This window comes from Sphingobacterium psychroaquaticum (assembly GCF_004421025.1).
Lineage (GTDB): Bacteria > Bacteroidota > Bacteroidia > Sphingobacteriales > Sphingobacteriaceae > Sphingobacterium > Sphingobacterium psychroaquaticum.
In genome coordinates this window covers 2,000,356-2,016,327 of sequence record NZ_CP038029.1, presented here as the reverse complement: position 1 = coordinate 2,016,327, position 15,972 = coordinate 2,000,356, and the positions used below count along the sequence as shown (strand labels likewise).

18 protein-coding genes and 1 riboswitch are annotated in these 15,972 nt (G+C 42.2%); of the genes, 14 read left to right on the top strand and 4 right to left on the bottom strand.

Annotated elements, in window-relative coordinates; all coding sequences use genetic code 11:
• Positions 1-192 precede the first annotated feature (192 nt).
• Positions 193-1,266, bottom strand: coding sequence for a 3-dehydroquinate synthase (gene aroB, locus E2P86_RS08380; protein ID WP_134432326.1), 1,074 nt, complete (start codon positions 1,264-1,266; stop codon positions 193-195).
• A gap of 9 nt (positions 1,267-1,275) precedes the next feature.
• Positions 1,276-1,482: an RNA-binding S4 domain-containing protein gene (locus E2P86_RS08375; RefSeq protein ID WP_085472917.1), complete on the bottom strand. Its 207-nt coding sequence runs from the start codon at positions 1,480-1,482 to the stop codon at positions 1,276-1,278.
• 90 nt (positions 1,483-1,572) lie between these two features.
• On the opposite strand from E2P86_RS08375, the gene E2P86_RS08370 reads away from it, so the two are divergent.
• The 10 genes from E2P86_RS08370 to E2P86_RS08325 all read left to right on the top strand — a co-directional run bounded on the left by E2P86_RS08370 (position 1,573) and on the right by E2P86_RS08325 (position 10,462).
• Positions 1,573-2,766: a proline dehydrogenase family protein gene (locus tag E2P86_RS08370; RefSeq protein WP_134432324.1), complete on the top strand. Its 1,194-nt coding sequence runs from the start codon at positions 1,573-1,575 to the stop codon at positions 2,764-2,766.
• Between the two features lie 334 nt (positions 2,767-3,100).
• Positions 3,101-3,628 (top strand): GNAT family N-acetyltransferase, encoded by a 528-nt coding sequence (locus E2P86_RS08365; protein WP_134432322.1) that lies wholly within the window; start codon positions 3,101-3,103, stop codon positions 3,626-3,628.
• A 56-nt stretch (positions 3,629-3,684) separates the two neighbouring features.
• Positions 3,685-3,781: riboswitch (TPP riboswitch) on the top strand.
• A gap of 76 nt (positions 3,782-3,857) precedes the next feature.
• Positions 3,858-4,070 carry a sulfur carrier protein ThiS gene (gene thiS / locus E2P86_RS08360; protein ID WP_134432320.1) on the top strand — a complete coding sequence of 71 codons (213 nt, stop codon included), beginning with the start codon at positions 3,858-3,860 and terminating at the stop codon, positions 4,068-4,070.
• A gap of 12 nt (positions 4,071-4,082) precedes the next feature.
• Positions 4,083-5,897, top strand: a complete 1,815-nt coding sequence (gene thiC, locus E2P86_RS08355) for a phosphomethylpyrimidine synthase ThiC (RefSeq protein ID WP_134432318.1) — start codon at positions 4,083-4,085, stop codon at positions 5,895-5,897.
• A 2-nt stretch (positions 5,898-5,899) separates the two neighbouring features.
• A complete protein-coding gene (locus E2P86_RS08350; RefSeq protein ID WP_134432316.1) occupies positions 5,900-6,505 on the top strand; it encodes a thiamine phosphate synthase in 606 nt (201 codons plus the stop codon).
• Positions 6,478-7,233 (top strand): hydroxymethylpyrimidine/phosphomethylpyrimidine kinase, encoded by a 756-nt coding sequence (locus E2P86_RS08345; protein ID WP_134432314.1) that lies wholly within the window; start codon positions 6,478-6,480, stop codon positions 7,231-7,233. The genes E2P86_RS08350 and E2P86_RS08345 overlap by 28 nt, the downstream gene beginning before the upstream one ends.
• The gene (locus E2P86_RS08340; RefSeq protein WP_085472910.1) at positions 7,223-7,864 is read left to right on the top strand and encodes a thiamine phosphate synthase; all 642 of its coding nucleotides are present in this window, start codon (positions 7,223-7,225) and stop codon (positions 7,862-7,864) included. Before E2P86_RS08345 ends, E2P86_RS08340 begins: the two co-directional genes overlap by 11 nt.
• A complete protein-coding gene (locus E2P86_RS08335) occupies positions 7,839-8,627 on the top strand; it encodes a thiazole synthase (protein ID WP_134432312.1) in 789 nt (262 codons plus the stop codon). Before E2P86_RS08340 ends, E2P86_RS08335 begins: the two co-directional genes overlap by 26 nt.
• Entirely contained in the window at positions 8,620-9,738 is a 1,119-nt protein-coding gene (gene thiH, locus E2P86_RS08330) for a 2-iminoacetate synthase ThiH (protein WP_134432310.1), read from the top strand. Before E2P86_RS08335 ends, thiH begins: the two co-directional genes overlap by 8 nt.
• Before the next feature lie 16 nt (positions 9,739-9,754).
• Complete coding sequence (locus tag E2P86_RS08325) at positions 9,755-10,462, top strand: HesA/MoeB/ThiF family protein (protein WP_134432308.1); 708 nt, start codon at positions 9,755-9,757, stop codon at positions 10,460-10,462.
• Positions 10,463-10,625: 163 nt separating this feature from the next.
• Here the strand turns inward: E2P86_RS08325 and E2P86_RS08320 are convergent, their stop codons facing one another.
• Entirely contained in the window at positions 10,626-11,234 is a 609-nt protein-coding gene (locus E2P86_RS08320) for a hypothetical protein (protein WP_085472906.1), read from the bottom strand.
• Between the two features lie 8 nt (positions 11,235-11,242).
• On the bottom strand, positions 11,243-12,058 hold the full coding sequence (gene panB, locus E2P86_RS08315) for a 3-methyl-2-oxobutanoate hydroxymethyltransferase (protein ID WP_085472905.1): 816 nt from the start codon (positions 12,056-12,058) through the stop codon (positions 11,243-11,245).
• A 178-nt stretch (positions 12,059-12,236) separates the two neighbouring features.
• Here panB and E2P86_RS08310 point away from each other — a divergent pair, with 178 nt between their 5' ends.
• The 4 genes from E2P86_RS08310 to E2P86_RS08295 all read left to right on the top strand — a co-directional run bounded on the left by E2P86_RS08310 (position 12,237) and on the right by E2P86_RS08295 (position 15,971).
• Positions 12,237-13,043: a phosphatase PAP2 family protein gene (locus E2P86_RS08310; RefSeq protein WP_085472904.1), complete on the top strand. Its 807-nt coding sequence runs from the start codon at positions 12,237-12,239 to the stop codon at positions 13,041-13,043.
• Between the two features lie 53 nt (positions 13,044-13,096).
• Positions 13,097-13,771, top strand: coding sequence for a response regulator transcription factor (locus tag E2P86_RS08305; RefSeq protein ID WP_085473054.1), 675 nt, complete (start codon positions 13,097-13,099; stop codon positions 13,769-13,771).
• Entirely contained in the window at positions 13,768-15,075 is a 1,308-nt protein-coding gene (locus E2P86_RS08300; protein WP_134432306.1) for a sensor histidine kinase, read from the top strand. The genes E2P86_RS08305 and E2P86_RS08300 overlap by 4 nt, the downstream gene beginning before the upstream one ends.
• Positions 15,076-15,227: 152 nt before the next feature.
• On the top strand, positions 15,228-15,971 hold the full coding sequence (locus E2P86_RS08295; RefSeq protein ID WP_085472902.1) for an RluA family pseudouridine synthase: 744 nt from the start codon (positions 15,228-15,230) through the stop codon (positions 15,969-15,971).
• The last annotated feature ends 1 nt before the right edge of the window (position 15,972 follow it).

Genomic DNA, 15,972 nt, shown 5'->3' with positions numbered 1-15,972 from the left:
TCGTACGAAACGACGTAGAGAGCACTAATTGCTCTCTCTGACTAACAATCAGCAACAAAATTTAGTTGCGCTGAGCCATTCGGGGTTTGCAACTTTACTAGCAATCAGCCACAAAATCTTGTGGCTCTACTAGCTCCCCAGTATTCTCTATCAACGACTAAGTACTCCCCACTACTATCTACTATCTACCAACTACAATACAGCACTTGCCAAGTAAAAATCTAGACTTTCTTTAATAAGATCCTCCTCTACAAAACGATCGTAATCACAAGTACCTATAGCACTCAAAAGAGCAAATCCGAGCTTTTGTTGTTCGTTCTTCTTATCATTTCGCATTAAATCAATCAATGTAGCATAAATAGAAGCATCGAAATCATATCGCTCATATCGGCTTGTAAATAGAGAAACAATCTCTCCTAAAGCTTCAATCGACAGTCCGTTTACTTTATGCGAAATGTAGGCCTCACAAATCATCCCAATAGCAATAGCTTCACCATGTAATAATGGGTTACTATCAGTAACTAAAGAATGACCTTCAATCGCATGGCCAATAGTATGCCCAAAATTCAAAATCTTACGCAGCCCCTTTTCTGTTGGATCCTGCGTTATTACTTCGTTTTTAATGGCAACCGATCGGTGTACAATCGCATCTAGTTCATCCTCTTCGTAATCCAATGTTTTACACTGTTCAAAAAGATCTTTATCGAAAATTAAGCCATGCTTAATCACCTCTGCAAATCCTGAACGCATCTGCCTCGCATCCAACGTCTGAAGAAAAGCCGAACTAATAAAAACAGCTTTGGGCTGTGTGAATGTTCCTATTATGTTCTTAAGGTTACCTAGATCTATCCCTGTTTTTCCACCAACTGAAGCATCTACCTGCGATAATAACGTCGTAGGAATCTGTACAAAGTCAATTCCACGCTTAAATGTCGAGGCCGCAAATCCGCCCATATCGGTCACAACACCCCCTCCAAGATTAAGCATCAATGCCTTACGATCCGCACCAAAATCGAGCATAGTATTCCATACACCAATACAGAAATCTATATTTTTATTTTCTTCCCCTGGGTCTACCTCAATAATATCGTAATCGACTAATTCAGGCAATGCCGCCTGTAAAACTGGTAAACAGTGATCATTAGTATTACGATCGACTAAGATTAAAATCTGGGAATAGTTTCCTTTATTTATAAATTCCTGTAAAGATTCCAGTTCTTTCTCAAAAAAAACCGTGTAACCTAAACTCGCTATATTGTTATTCATCTTTATTTGCTATATTATTTTTACTTCTTGTCCGTCAAACGAAACGATATCTCCTACCCGTACTTTTAAGCGTTTACGATAATCGATCTCACCGTTGTAACGAACCAAGCCTTCTTCCACGACCCATTGCGCCATGGCACCATGCTCTACCCAGTTCATCACCTTTAACAGCTGTATTAACTGGATAAAATCTCCTTTTAATGTAAATGTTTGCATATTTAGACCTCTCCGCCGAGGGTTCGTAAATATAAGGCTAATCAAAATAATTACTTACTTTTGAGTATTAATTTTTTTTTACCGCAGTATATGATTGAAAATAGCCAAATGAAACTGGATTTTAACAATACGGAGGTTGCATTCCGTAACAAAAGTGACAACGATTTAGAGAAGGCGTACTGGTTATTCAAGATGGTTGCTAGTAATTCCTTAATCAAAATTGGCACACCTTTAACCAATTTTGCCTTGAAAATAGGTCTTCCAATCCAAGGGATCATTAGAAATACGATTTACAAACAGTTTTGTGGCGGTGAGTCAATTGAGGGATGTGCCCGTGCAATTACTGAGCTTGGTGCTGGCAACGTAACCACAATCTTAGACTATTCTGTTGAAGGGGAAGAGTCAGAAGCAAGTTTTGATGAAACCTGTGCAGAAATATTACGAACCGTAGCATATGCTAAAAAAAACAGCTTAATTTCCTTTTGTGTTTTCAAACCAACAGGTCTGGGCCGATTTGACCTTTTTGCAAAAATCGATGCCAAAGAAACACTAACAGCAGCAGAACAGGCGGAGTTCGAAAAAGTACACCAACGCATAGATCAAATATGCAAGGCCTGTTACGAAGCCAAAATTAAAGTATTAGTCGATGCTGAACATTCTTGGATTCAAGATACAATCGATGACTTAGCACGGGAAATGATGGAAAAATACAATAAAGAAGCTGCCATCGTTTACAATACATACCAGCTATACCGTAGCGATAAATTAGCCTCCCTAAAAGCTGATTTCGCCTATGCGCAGACTCAAAATTTCTACTTAGGTGCTAAACTTGTTCGCGGCGCTTACATGGAAATAGAACGTCAACGTGCGGGTGAAAACAACTATCCATCTCCTATACAGCCGACCAAACAATCAGCTGATGCAGACTATAACGAAGCGGTAACTTTTTGCTTGGATCACGTCAATAGAATTGGCTTTATGGCCGGAACCCACAACGAAGAAAGCTCTCGTTTATTAGCAGAAGAGTTAGTATCACGTGGTTTATCTCCAAAAAATGATCATATTTTCTTTGCACAACTGCTGGGGATGTCAGATAACCTTTCGTTCAACCTTGCAGCAGCAGGTTTTAATGTCGCGAAATATATGCCATATGGTCCTGTAAAAGCGGTTATGCCTTATCTATTCCGCAGAGCTCAAGAAAACACCTCTGTAGGTGGTCAAACAGGGCGTGAACTCGGATTAATTATGCGCGAAAAAGAAAGACGTCGGAAAGTTAAGGGTTAAAAAAAGCTGTACCAAAATCGATTGGTACAGCCTATATGAAAAAAAGGATTGAGAATAAACAAATAATTAATTTTACTAACTATAACAATACAATAAGCCAGAATGTTTTGGATTTATTTGAAATCACCTGAAAAGTGATCATTTAATTCGAATAACAACAAAATGTTAAAAAAAGTTAAAGCGAAACAGCTATTGTACTATAAGTGAAGGTACCTCCGTTATAAGGGTATAATTTCATAATTTAGGTTAATAATTGGTTAGTAGTAAAACACCTTGAGCTCCCCGCTTAAGGTGTTTTTTTTATTACCTTTATGACGTTCTCAAAACGAAAGTTATGCGTGAAGTAAAAATCCGTCCAGAATCTCCAAATGATGTACTTGCTATACAAACAGTAAACACCGCTGCGTTCGGACAACCCAATGAAGCGCAATTGGTAAACAAACTGCGTGAAAATGCAACACATTTTATTCCAGAACTTTCATTGGTCGCCCTCATGAACAATGAGATTGTAGGACATATTCTCCTGACCACGAACAAAATCGTGGATGCCACCGGAAATGAGGTTGAAAGTCTCTCTTTGGCACCAATGGCAGTAGCACCGTTTCTCCAAAAACAAGGAATCGGATCGCAGCTCGTCCAGCATGCAATTGAAAAGTCCAAGCAATTAGGTTATCATTCTATCATCGTATTGGGCCACGAAAAATACTACCCAAAATTCGGTTTTAAACCGGCATCAACCTTCGGTATAAAAGCGCCTTTTGAGGTCCCTGACGATGTATTCATGGCATTAGAGCTTAGCACGGATGCATTGAAAAATGTAGCGGGAATGGTGCACTATCCCCATGAATTTATGGAGGTCTGAACGGGGATAAATACCAAATAATTTTTATTTTTAAAATATATCCTTTATACTTGCTGCAGATACTTTAGGGGTGTCTGCGATAAGCAGGCTGAGATTTTACCCTTGGAACCTGATCTAGTTCATACTAGCGTAGGGAAAAGTAGGATGACAATTTCTGTTTAGAGAGCTATATACCAAGCTCTTGTTAGATGCATTCCTAAAGTATTCATGAACATGTAAACTTTAGCTTATGCAAGTAACGATCAACAATCAAAAACATTCCTTAACGCTCCCCTATCCGCCTCATCTATTGGCGTTATTGGAGACATATGTTCCTGACTTAAAAGTCAAGGGCATTGCCGTGGCTCTGAACGATCAAGTCATACCACGTCCCCAATGGAGCGAAACCATCATCACCGATCAAGCAGATATTTTAATCATCACAGCCACGCAAGGCGGTTAAACCCTAACAACCATGAACGAACAAACCATTTCTACACAGCCTTTCCCAAATTCACGCAAAGTATACATCCCCGGAACACTTTATCCAATTTCGGTCGCTATGCGTGAGATAACGCTAAGCCCAACAAAACTAACCAACGGTCAGATCGAGGAAAACCCGTCTATTACAATCTACGATACTTCAGGCCCCTTTACCGATGCAGATAAAACGGTTGATGTACGCAAAGGAATCGATCGCATCCGCGAGCAATGGATCCACGATCGAAAAGATGTCGAAGTACTCCCCTCCATTACGTCGGAATACGGGTTGCAACGTCTGCATGATACCGCTTTAGCTGACCTACGTTTCGACTACCAGCATCAGCCTAAAAGAGCCAAGCCCGGACAAAATATTACGCAGCTACATTACGCAAAGCGCGGTATTATTACTGCTGAAATGGAATACGTTGCTATTCGCGAGAACCAACGCATTGAACAACTAAATAAAGCAACCACAGGTATGGAGCAACAACATCCTGGCGAACGCTTTGGAGCACGTCCCGTCACAGATAAAATAACCCCAGAGTTTGTGCGCGATGAGATTGCTGCAGGACGCGCAATTATACCAAACAATATCAACCACCCAGAAAGTGAACCCATGATTATTGGTCGAAATTTCTTGGTAAAAATAAATGCAAACATTGGCAACAGCGCCGTCACCTCTAGTATTGAGGAAGAAGTCGAAAAAGCTGTTTGGGCATGCCGTTGGGGTGCAGACACCATTATGGATCTATCCACAGGAAAACACATCCATGAAACACGTGAATGGATAATCCGAAATTCGCCAGTACCTATTGGAACCGTACCAATTTACCAAGCCCTTGAGAAAGTAAAAGGTGTGGCTGAAGATCTTACTTGGGAAATATTCCGTGATACGTTAATTGAACAAGCCGAGCAAGGGGTTTCCTATTTTACAATCCATGCTGGCGTATTATTGCGTTACATCCATTTGACCGCTAAACGTGTGACCGGAATCGTTTCCCGCGGTGGTTCTATCATGGCTAAATGGTGTCTATTCCACCATAAAGAGAACTTTCTCTATACACATTTTGAAGATATATGTGCGATTATGAAGCAGTATGATGTTGCCTTCTCTTTAGGTGACGGCCTGCGTCCGGGGGCTATCGCCGATGCCAATGACGCAGCACAATTTGCTGAGTTAGAAACCTTGGGCGAACTTACCAAAATAGCTTGGAAGCATGATGTACAGGTTATGATTGAGGGCCCGGGACACGTACCTATGCAGTTGATCAAAGAAAACATGGAGAAACAACTGGAAACTTGTGCAGAAGCTCCTTTCTATACTTTAGGTCCCTTAACAACCGATATTGCACCAGGGTATGATCATATCACTTCTGCTATAGGAGCAGCCATGATCGGTTGGTATGGCTGCGCTATGCTCTGCTACGTTACACCAAAGGAACATCTCGGCCTTCCGAACAAAAAAGATGTAAAAGATGGCGTTATTACTTACAAACTCGCCGCACACGCCGCAGATCTCGCTAAAGGGCACCCTGGGGCACAATATCGCGATAACGCATTGAGCAAGGCGCGTTTTGAGTTTCGGTGGGAGGATCAGTTTAACTTATCTCTAGATCCCGATACAGCACGCTCCTTCCATGACGAAACCTTACCAGCCGATGCGGCTAAGGTGGCTCATTTTTGTTCTATGTGCGGTCCTAAATTCTGTTCTATGAAAATAACGCAGGAAATCCGCGATACAGTACAGGCTGGTATGGATGAGAAATCAATGGAGTTCATCAATCAAGGAAAAGAAATATATAGTTAATCATGCGTATTCTCACCTTACCCGAAAATACGAATGATGAAATCCAGATGTTGCGGATACTCTTAGAGCTCCCCGAGTTGCTCGTTCATATTCGAAAACCATTCCATTCTGAGAAAGAAATGGCGACATACATCATGCAGTTTACGCCGGATGAACGACTTCGACTTGTCATGCATCAACACCACGAAATAAGCATTGACCTGGGAGTCCGTCATCTTCACTTCCCCGCGGCCATGCGAGATAATGGGATTTCGATGTTTACGAACAAACGACATAGTGGAACTATATCGACGGTAAGGTGGAGCACATCAACCCATAGTTGGGAGGAATACCTTGCACTTTCATCGTCTTTTGATGCGGCCTTTATCAGCCCATTGTACCCTAGTTTTTCAAAACCTGGGTACGGAATGGATCGACCGATTATCTGGGAAGATAAAAGGAGCAATCATACGACAAAGTTGATTGGCCTCGGTGGGATTAATGCAGAGCGATTGACAGCACTTAAAAACTCGACATTTGATGACTTTGCACTCTGCGGCGCCTTATGGTACGCGAGTGATACTATTAAAGAAGCCCAAACATGTTACAAGATTATCCATTCGTACTAAATATTGCGGGTTTTGACCCTTCCGCGGGTGCTGGAATACTCGCGGATATTAAAACCTGTGAACAGATCGGCGTTTATGGTTTAGGAATACTGACCTGCAATACGCTACAGACTGAACATCAGTTTCACAAACTCGACTGGATGCCTATGCAGCAAATTGCTACCGCAATTGACACCATGTGCAGGCAATATCCGATCGAAGCCGTAAAAATAGGTGTAGTAAAAGATATGTTCCAATTGGAGGCCATAATCCAGAATGTACGTACGCATCTTCCAAATACATTTATAATATGGGACCCCATATTGCGTGCTACTACCGGAGCAAACTTCTTCCAAAAGGATAGTCTTTGTGAAAAGGCTCTAGTAGATCTAGATCTTATTACCCCCAACTATCATGAAATTACGGCTTTTCTAGCTCGTGGTGAAGATATCGAATCGGGTTGTAAACGCATCGCCAAATCATGTGCATTATTGCTTAAAGGCGGGCACCATCCTACCGCCCCTGGATTAGATCAACTCTTTTACAGGTCGAAGGTCTGGAAATATCCACCACATACAACACTTCTAACCTATCCAAAACATGGTTCCGGCTGTGTACTATCAGCAGCAATAGCTGCATACATAGCGCAGGGGTACGATGTCGGCGAAGCTTGCGGAAGGGCAAAAGGATATACGGCAGATTTTTTAGCATCGAATCACACATTACTAGGAAACCATTATGTACAGTAAACTACAATATATCTCCGCTGGGAATACCCAAGCGGCACAATTTGAACAGATAAAGGCCGTGGTGGATCTCGGCATTGATTGGGTTCAACTTCGTTGTAAAACTCTGGGAGAGGTCGATTTCTTGCAACTGGCAGAACGCGTTAAAAAACTCCAAAGCACCTACGACTTCAAGTTGATTATCAATGACAACATCACGATTTGTAAAAGTATTGATGCAGATGGTGTTCATCTCGGACTCCAAGACACCAGTATACAAGTTGCACGTGCCGCACTAGGCCCTAAAAAAATAATCGGCGGAACCGCGAATACACTGGAAGATATCCATCAACGTATCCATGAGGGCTGTGATTACATTGGCTTAGGACCTTTACGCTTTACAAATACGAAGGAGAACCTCAGTCCACTATTAGGCTTTGAAGGATACAGAGCCATTTTTGATCAATTGCAAACGAGCCCCATTCCCCCTATCTACGCCATAGGCAGTGTCGATGCAGCAGATATTATAACCTTGCGAAACATAGGTTTGCACGGCATTGCAGTATCGGGTCTTGTGCATAACAACCTATCCAACAAAAACTTTATTCAACATCTACAATCGCTACTCCATGAACAACTTACATATACATCATAAATCATTTGCGAGTCGACTATTTGTCGGAACAGGTAAGTTCGGTTCCCCACAACAGATGGAATCTGCTATCCTAGCTTCACAAAGTGAATTGGTTACCGTTGCTCTCAAACGCATCGACCTAGAAACCGAAACTGATGACCTGCTTCAACATTTACGGCACACACATATAAACTTACTTCCCAATACATCGGGAGCCCGCACTGCAAAAGAAGCTGTCCTTGCTGCGCAGCTGGCACAAGATTCTATGGAAACCAACTGGATCAAGCTTGAAATACACCCTGATCCAAAATATTTAATGCCTGACCCCATTGAAACACTTGCCGCTTGTGAGTCGCTGGCAAAGCTAGGGTTTGTCGTCCTCCCCTATATTCACGCCGATCCGATTCTATGCAAACGTTTAGAAGATGCCGGCACCGCAGCTGTGATGCCGTTAGGCTCACCAATAGGAAGCAACCAGGGATTGAGAACACTTGAGTTTTTAGAGATTATTATTGAACAAAGTCAAGTGCCTGTTATCGTTGATGCTGGCATCGGCGCACCGTCAGATGCCGCCAAAGCGATGGAGATAGGTGCCGATGCGGTACTGGTCAATACCGCTATAGCCGCAGCAAACGATCCTGTCGCGATGGCATCGGCTTTCGCGATGGCTGTTAAAGCTGGACGTCTCGCATACGAGGCGCAACTTGCTCCGATTGCGATGCATGCGTCAAAAAGTAGTCCGCTCACCGATTTTTTAACGACAGCATACCCCGGCAATGACTAACAAATTTGTTGATCTATTTGAACAGTATAATTGGGAGGATATTAAAGAGAAGATCTACGGGACAACAGATATAGATGTACGTACCAGCCTGCTACGTAAAAAGAAAACAGTCCATGATTTCTTAGTCCTTATTTCCCCTGCGGCTCAGCCTTATCTCGAGGAAATGGCGGTGCAGTCCCAACGTATAACGCAACAACGATTCGGCAAGAATATCCAATTATATGCACCGCTTTACTTGAGTAATGAATGCCACAACATATGTACGTATTGTGGTTTCAGTATGGATAATAAAATTCGTCGTCGTACCTTGAGCCAGGGAGAAATTCGCTTAGAGGCGCAAGCACTTAAGGCAATGGGCTACCAGCATATTTTGCTGGTCTCAGGCGAGGCAAATAACACGGTGCATACTGACTATTTTATAGATGCCATAAAACAAATAGAAGATCTATGCGCTCATATATCAATTGAATTTCAACCTTTAGAAACAGCAGATTACAAGCGTTTACATGAATCAAAGGTTAACACTGTACTTGTATACCAAGAAACTTATCATCAAGAGGTATATCGCGCATATCATCCAAAAGGAAAGAAATCGAATTTCAAATATCGGTTGGATACCCCCGATCGCATCGGACAAGCAGGAATACACAAAATTGGACTCGGCGTATTATTAGGTCTCGAAGATTGGCGTGTAGACAGCTTTTTTACCGCACTACATATCTCGTACTTACAACAGCGCTATTGGAAGACCAAATATTCGGTCTCTTTTCCACGTCTTAGACCAGCTGAAGGAGTAATAACACCAAACTTCATCATGCAGGATCGAGACTTACTTCAATTAATATGTGCGTATCGTCTTTGGAATCCCGACCTGGAGATATCACTATCCACCCGGGAGCATGCCTATTTCCGAGATCATGTAATTCCATTGGGAATCACCAGTATGAGTGCGGGTTCAAAAACGAACCCTGGAGGTTACGTCGTCGAGCCAGAATCACTAGAGCAATTTGAAATATCCGATGAACGTCCGGTAAGCGAGGTCGTTCACAAAATTAAGGCAATGGGTTACCAGCCGGTATGGAAAGATTGGCAAGCAGAATATATTGGTTAATGCAGTATACATCAACATGACTAGAGAAGAAATATTACGTTATAAAAAACAAATATCCTTACCAGCTATTGGTCTTGAAGGGCAAAAGAAGATCTGTTCGGCCAAGGTTTTAGTTATCGGTGCTGGTGGATTGGGATCTCCTATTTTACTTTACCTCACGGCAGCGGGGGTAGGAACGATTGCATGCATGGATTTTGATTGTGTAGAAATACACAATCTGCACCGGCAGGTGGTACACAGTGAGCAAAGTATAGGCAGCTATAAAGTAGAAAGCGCATCTTTACGACTACGTTCCTTAAGTAGTGCGGTGCACTACATCCCGATTCCGGAACGTGCTACGGCAGCAACCGTAAACGATTATATATCGGAATACGATATAGTAGTAGATGGTTGTGATAATTTCGAAACACGGTATCTCATTAATGATGCCTGCTTATCGCAACAAAAACCTTTGGTTTATGGTAGTATATTAAACTTCGAACTACAAATGGCGGTGTTCAATTACCAGGGCAGTAAAGATTTACGCGCTATCTTTCCAGAGCCACCTCACCCTGATGACGTTCCAAGTTGCGATCTGAATGGAGTTATGGGGACAACACCTGGTATTTTAGGGTTGATGATGGCGCAAGAAACGCTGAAGGTGATCGTGGGTCTTCCCACGTTGCGTAATGCTTGGTTAATTGTAGATACCTTGACTTGGGCAATACGGAAGATTCGCTTTTAAGGCGTTTTTGGAAAAGCTTGGTAGAACACGAGCTGAAAGCCTGCCTACCACAGGCAGACTCGCACCAGCAATGACGACTTTCTCTCTTCGCTGGCGCGAGCCTGTGGCTCGTGCCCTACCCTATAAATAGTTCGTGTCCCACTCATCACTTCTTTACAAAGAACTACACAATTGGAAACAACTTCGTTTCGACCTGAATCTTATACGTAGCATTCAGCACTTCAAAAAAAGCTTTATTATTCGGATTCGGATTTAGTTCAATCAAGTAAGGAACCACCACCACATCCCGCTGCAACCTTAGCCTATAATAACCAAACAAGACACCTTTATTCTTTTGTACTGACTTCACTTCAGTGACTTCGATCACATCACGCAGTAAATTAAACCGGAGTGCGTCTTCTTTTAGGCGATCTACTAATACGTCATTAGTTGTTGGGTCAAAGAAAACACGTTGATCTTTCGTTGCTTTAATGTGATTCGTATAGACAAAGAACTGCCCCATCAGATACAAGGTCAAAGGCAAAGCAATCCAAATAATCTTAATCTTAAGTCCCAGTAAAAGAACAACAAGAAAAAGAATTAGACCTATGCCCACTGTCGTCATTGTATTTTTAGTAACCTGACTGATAACCTGTGCATTTGTGTCGACGAGACGGTATCCATTCTTTGCAGTTGCCCTCACGACAGCCGTCGTTGGTCCGCCCATAAAAAAACGACGCGCAATAAAATACACCAAAATCCCGACTAGGATAATAATCCAAAGAAACTTCATACAAAGATTTAGTACTGTTCAGATTCGTTCGGGTAGCTTCCTGCTTTTACATCAGCGGCGTACTGCGTTGCAGCTTCCACCACACCGTCATACATCTGCATATACTGGCGTAAGAACTTCGGTTTAAAATCCTTGGTAAAGCCCAACATGTCGTTGACGACAAGAACCTGTCCATCACAACCATTTCCAGCACCTATACCTACCGTAGGAATATCCAACATATCACTTACTTCTTTCGCCAATGCGGCCGGAATTTTTTCCAATACAATGGCAAAACAACCAATTTCCTGTAACATCAAGGCGTCCGATTTCAATTTGTCCGCTTCCGCTTGATCTTGCGCACGCACACCAAAAGTTCCAAATTTATTGATTGATTGTGGTGTAAGGCCTAAATGTCCACAAACTGGAATACCAGCATCCACAATCTTCTTAATATTCTCTTTTATTTCTATTCCCCCTTCTAATTTCAACGCATGTACGCCTGATTCCTTCATCATACGTACCGCTGCCTTAAAAGCATCCTCCGCTGTCCCTTGATATTCGCCAAAAGGTAAATCCGCCAATACTAAAGCGCGCTTCGCTCCGCGTGCAACCGCGCTCGCGTGATAAATCATATTATCCAACGTGATAGGTAATGTTGTCTCATAACCTGCAAAAACATTCGCTGCAGAATCTCCAATCAACAACACATCAATCCCCGCTTCATCCAATGCTCTAGCCATCGAATAATCGTAAGCTGTTAACATAGTAACTTTCTCACCTTGGGCTTTCATCGCCTGAATTGTACTCGTTGTAATGCGCTTTATAACTTTATTTACTGACATCGCTTCTTATTTTTAGAATTAACAAACATAGATAAATTTGGTTGGCTCTGCAAAACAATAATGGCGATTCCATGCCAGGAGTTGAAGGATTTTCATTCTTCAGAATTTATTCAGAATTGCGTTTTACGTTTGCCTCAAATTACACAAGTCAACGTACCATTAAAATAGGATTAACACCATGAGGTCTGTTTCATTTTGGATGATTAGCACCATCCTTCTACATCTTCACGCCGTCAGTGCCCACACCATCCCCACTTCTGCATCTCCCATCCAGATCGATTCCTTACAGCCCAGTATCACGATCATGCCTAAACAAGACACCTTGTCTGACTTTCATTTTACGTGGCCACGCATTGTTGCACCGGCTGTTTTGGTTGGCTATGGAATTGCGGGACTAAAGATCCCCGGGCTAAAGAAGCTAAATACATCCACACAGGATGAGCTATTTGAACATCAAGTTTCTGGCACAAAGTGGGATAACTACACTCAATATATGCCAGCCGCCATGGTTTATGCATACAACCTGGCCGGAATCCCGGGGAAGCACAACTTTCGAGATCGCAGCCTTCTTTTCTTAGGCAGCCAAGCTATGGCAGCCGCCATCTCCATTCCTTTAAAGCTAATTGTTCAAGAACCTCGTCCTGACGGCAGCAATAACCTATCATGGCCATCCGGACATACAACAACGGCTTTTGCTTCCGCCCAATTTCTATTCGAAGAATACAAAGAAACCAATATTTGGTTGAGCTTATCCGGCTATCCTTTTGCCATTTTCACGGGCGCTTATCGCGTGGTAAACAACCGACACTGGGTCAGTGATGTCGTCGCTGGTGCTGGTTTTGGAATCGCTTCGACCGAACTCACCTACTGGTTATATCCGAAAGTTTCGCGTTTACTCCATCAAACAGAAAAATCAAATAAGTTATTATTCTACCCTGTAATCAGCGGTCATCAATATGGTTTAGGCTTTGTGAAAAAGCTTTAATAAATGGGGCCAAACAATAAATTACTTCAAAATTGATTTCGTACATTCGGATGATGAAGATCTTAATCGTAGAAGACGAGATTCACCTAGCGGACAGCATGGTACGTTACTTATCAAACGAAAGTTATCGTTGTGAAGTCGCCTACAATTATGCAGAAGCAATAGATAAAATCAGTTATCATACATACGATTGTATCTTGCTTGACATCATGCTACCTGATGGTTCAGGGATGCAACTCTTGCAGGAGTTAAAGAAAGAGCCCCGCGACGAAGGCATCATTATCATCTCGGCTAAAGATGCACTCGATGATCGTATCGAAGGCCTTCATATTGGAGCGGACGATTACCTCACCAAACCTTTTCACCTGCCAGAGCTAGCGGCACGTATATTCTCCATAATCCGTCGAAAGCAATTCCAGAACACCAATATTGTACATCAGGATGGTCTACACATAGATTTGCTTGCCAAAACGGTGCGCTATAACGATACGCCCATCACATTGACGAAAAAAGAATTTGATCTGCTATTATTTTTCTTCGGCAATAAACATAAAGTGATTTCCAAGAACACACTAGCCGAACACTTATCAGGAGATTTTGCCGATATGCTAGATAATTATGATTTTGTGTATGCCCATGTAAAAAACCTAAAGAAAAAACTAGCGGAGGCGGGAACGCCATCTTTCTTAAAAACAATCTACGGAAGCGGCTACAAGTGGGAAGCATGAAAAATCTATTAACAAAAACCCTTACCCCCTTCACCATCTATGCTTTCATCGTCTTGGCAGCCAGTATTCCTGTTTACTTCTTCCTGGTAGACTGGATCTGGATCAATGAGTTGGATGAAAACAACCAATTAATAGCGCAACGCGTAGAGATCGAATTCAATGAACAGAAAATAAACACCGAAAAGCTCAAAGAAAGCATCGATTTTTGGAATGAGATACAGCCCGGCACACATATCGACTATATTGAAAAGCCATTGGCCAAAGACAGTACGTACTCCATATATCGCCAAAATCCGTATTACGAAAAATTTGGAGGCGATAAAGTCAATCGCTTCCGTGGATACATCACGACCATACAAATCAATGATCAACATTTTGCACTAACCGTAGAAACCAATGTCGAAGAAACCGAAGAGACCGTTGGTTACATCGCGGTCGTGACCCTTCTATTCTTCATTGTCTTAGTACTCGGTTTTTGGTTACTGAACAAACGGCTGTCCAAGCAAATCTGGAAGCCCTTCCACCGCACCTTAGATCGCTTGAAAGACTTTCAGCTCAACAACCAAAAACAACTCACGTTTGAAAAAACAGATATCAAGGAGTTTCACGAACTCCATGTCGCACTTGAAAAATTGATATCGCAAAGCCTAAAGACCTATCAATCGCAGAAAGAGTTTACCGAAAATGCATCCCATGAGTTACAAACTCCTTTAGCTATTCTTAAACAAAAGCTCGATCTCTTTTTGCAAGACAAGCAGCTTACCGAAGAACAGTATACCTTAGTCGAAGATATGCAATACTCCTTATCACGTGCTGCCCGACTTAATAAGAACTTACTCCTGTTAACAAAGATTGAGAACGAGCAATTTCAAACGAAGAAACCAATTGACCCAGGACCTATCGTAGAAGAGACAATCGATATGTTCCAGGATTTCATCGAAGGAAAAGTGCTACAGATTCAATTTGACATCCAGGGTATTCCTGCGATCAAAGGTGATAGCTACCTGTTCGAAATCCTTATACAGAATCTGTTAATAAATGCCATCCGACATGCCCAACCGTCCAGTACGATTGTTATCATTCTCAATGAAACAACCTTATCGGTTTCAAATGGCGGCACACAAGCGCTCGATGACAAACAACTGTTCAAGCGCTTTGCAAAGCAACATGACAATCGGCAAGGAGCCGGATTAGGCCTTGCTATTGCTTACGAAATATGTCAATATAACCACTGGCAGCTAAGCTATACCTATAGCCAAAAACGTCACCAATTTACCATTACCTTCTTTCCCCAAATAATTTAAGGCTAAATACCAGAATAGAGTTAACAAGGAAAAGTACATGTTTTTCTCAATGCAAAGGATTTCTGAAACACAAGTTGCACGGATTGGCTATACTTACAAGTTTTAAGAGCTTCGTAAACGATTACTTCCTCACTTTTTTGTATTTTTGTCGGATGCAAGAGAAAGAAACTCGCTTATTTAAATTTCCAAAATTTCAGGATCTCATCATTTTTGAAGATGATAATCTAATAGTTATCAATAAACCACCCTTCGTCGCATCCTTGGATGACCGCAATGGTGGAGAGGTCAATATTCTTCGTTTAGCCAAGAAATATCACCCAGACGCACAAGTTTGTCACCGATTGGATAAAGATACATCGGGTTTATTGCTGATTGCTAAAAATCCGGAAACCTACCGTTTGGTATCCATCGAGTTCGAACGTCGCCGTGTAAACAAGGTGTACCATGCGATTATTGGTGGCACACATACCTTTGATAACCTGCTCGTTGATCTACCTATCCTAAACCAAGGGAACAAGAATGTTTCGATCGACCGTGCTAATGGAAAACAGGCTGAGACCATCTTTAATTCCTTACAGTACTTCAAACATTACACGCTAGTGGAGTGTAAACCGATCACAGGACGCATGCACCAGATACGTATCCACCTGGCAACGCAGCATGCTGCGATCGTAGGCGACGAGATGTATCGTGGTAAGCCGGTCTATCTATCGCAAATCAAGAAGCGTGGCTTTACGCTATCCAAAGATGAAGAAGAACTTCCTATCATGAAACGTTTTGCGCTGCATGCTAAGGCTGTAAGCTTTAAAATCGAAGGTAAGAGTTACGATTTTGAAGCCCCATATCCTAAAGATTTTGCTACCTTGCTCAAACAATTAGAGAAGTACGACACCTAAA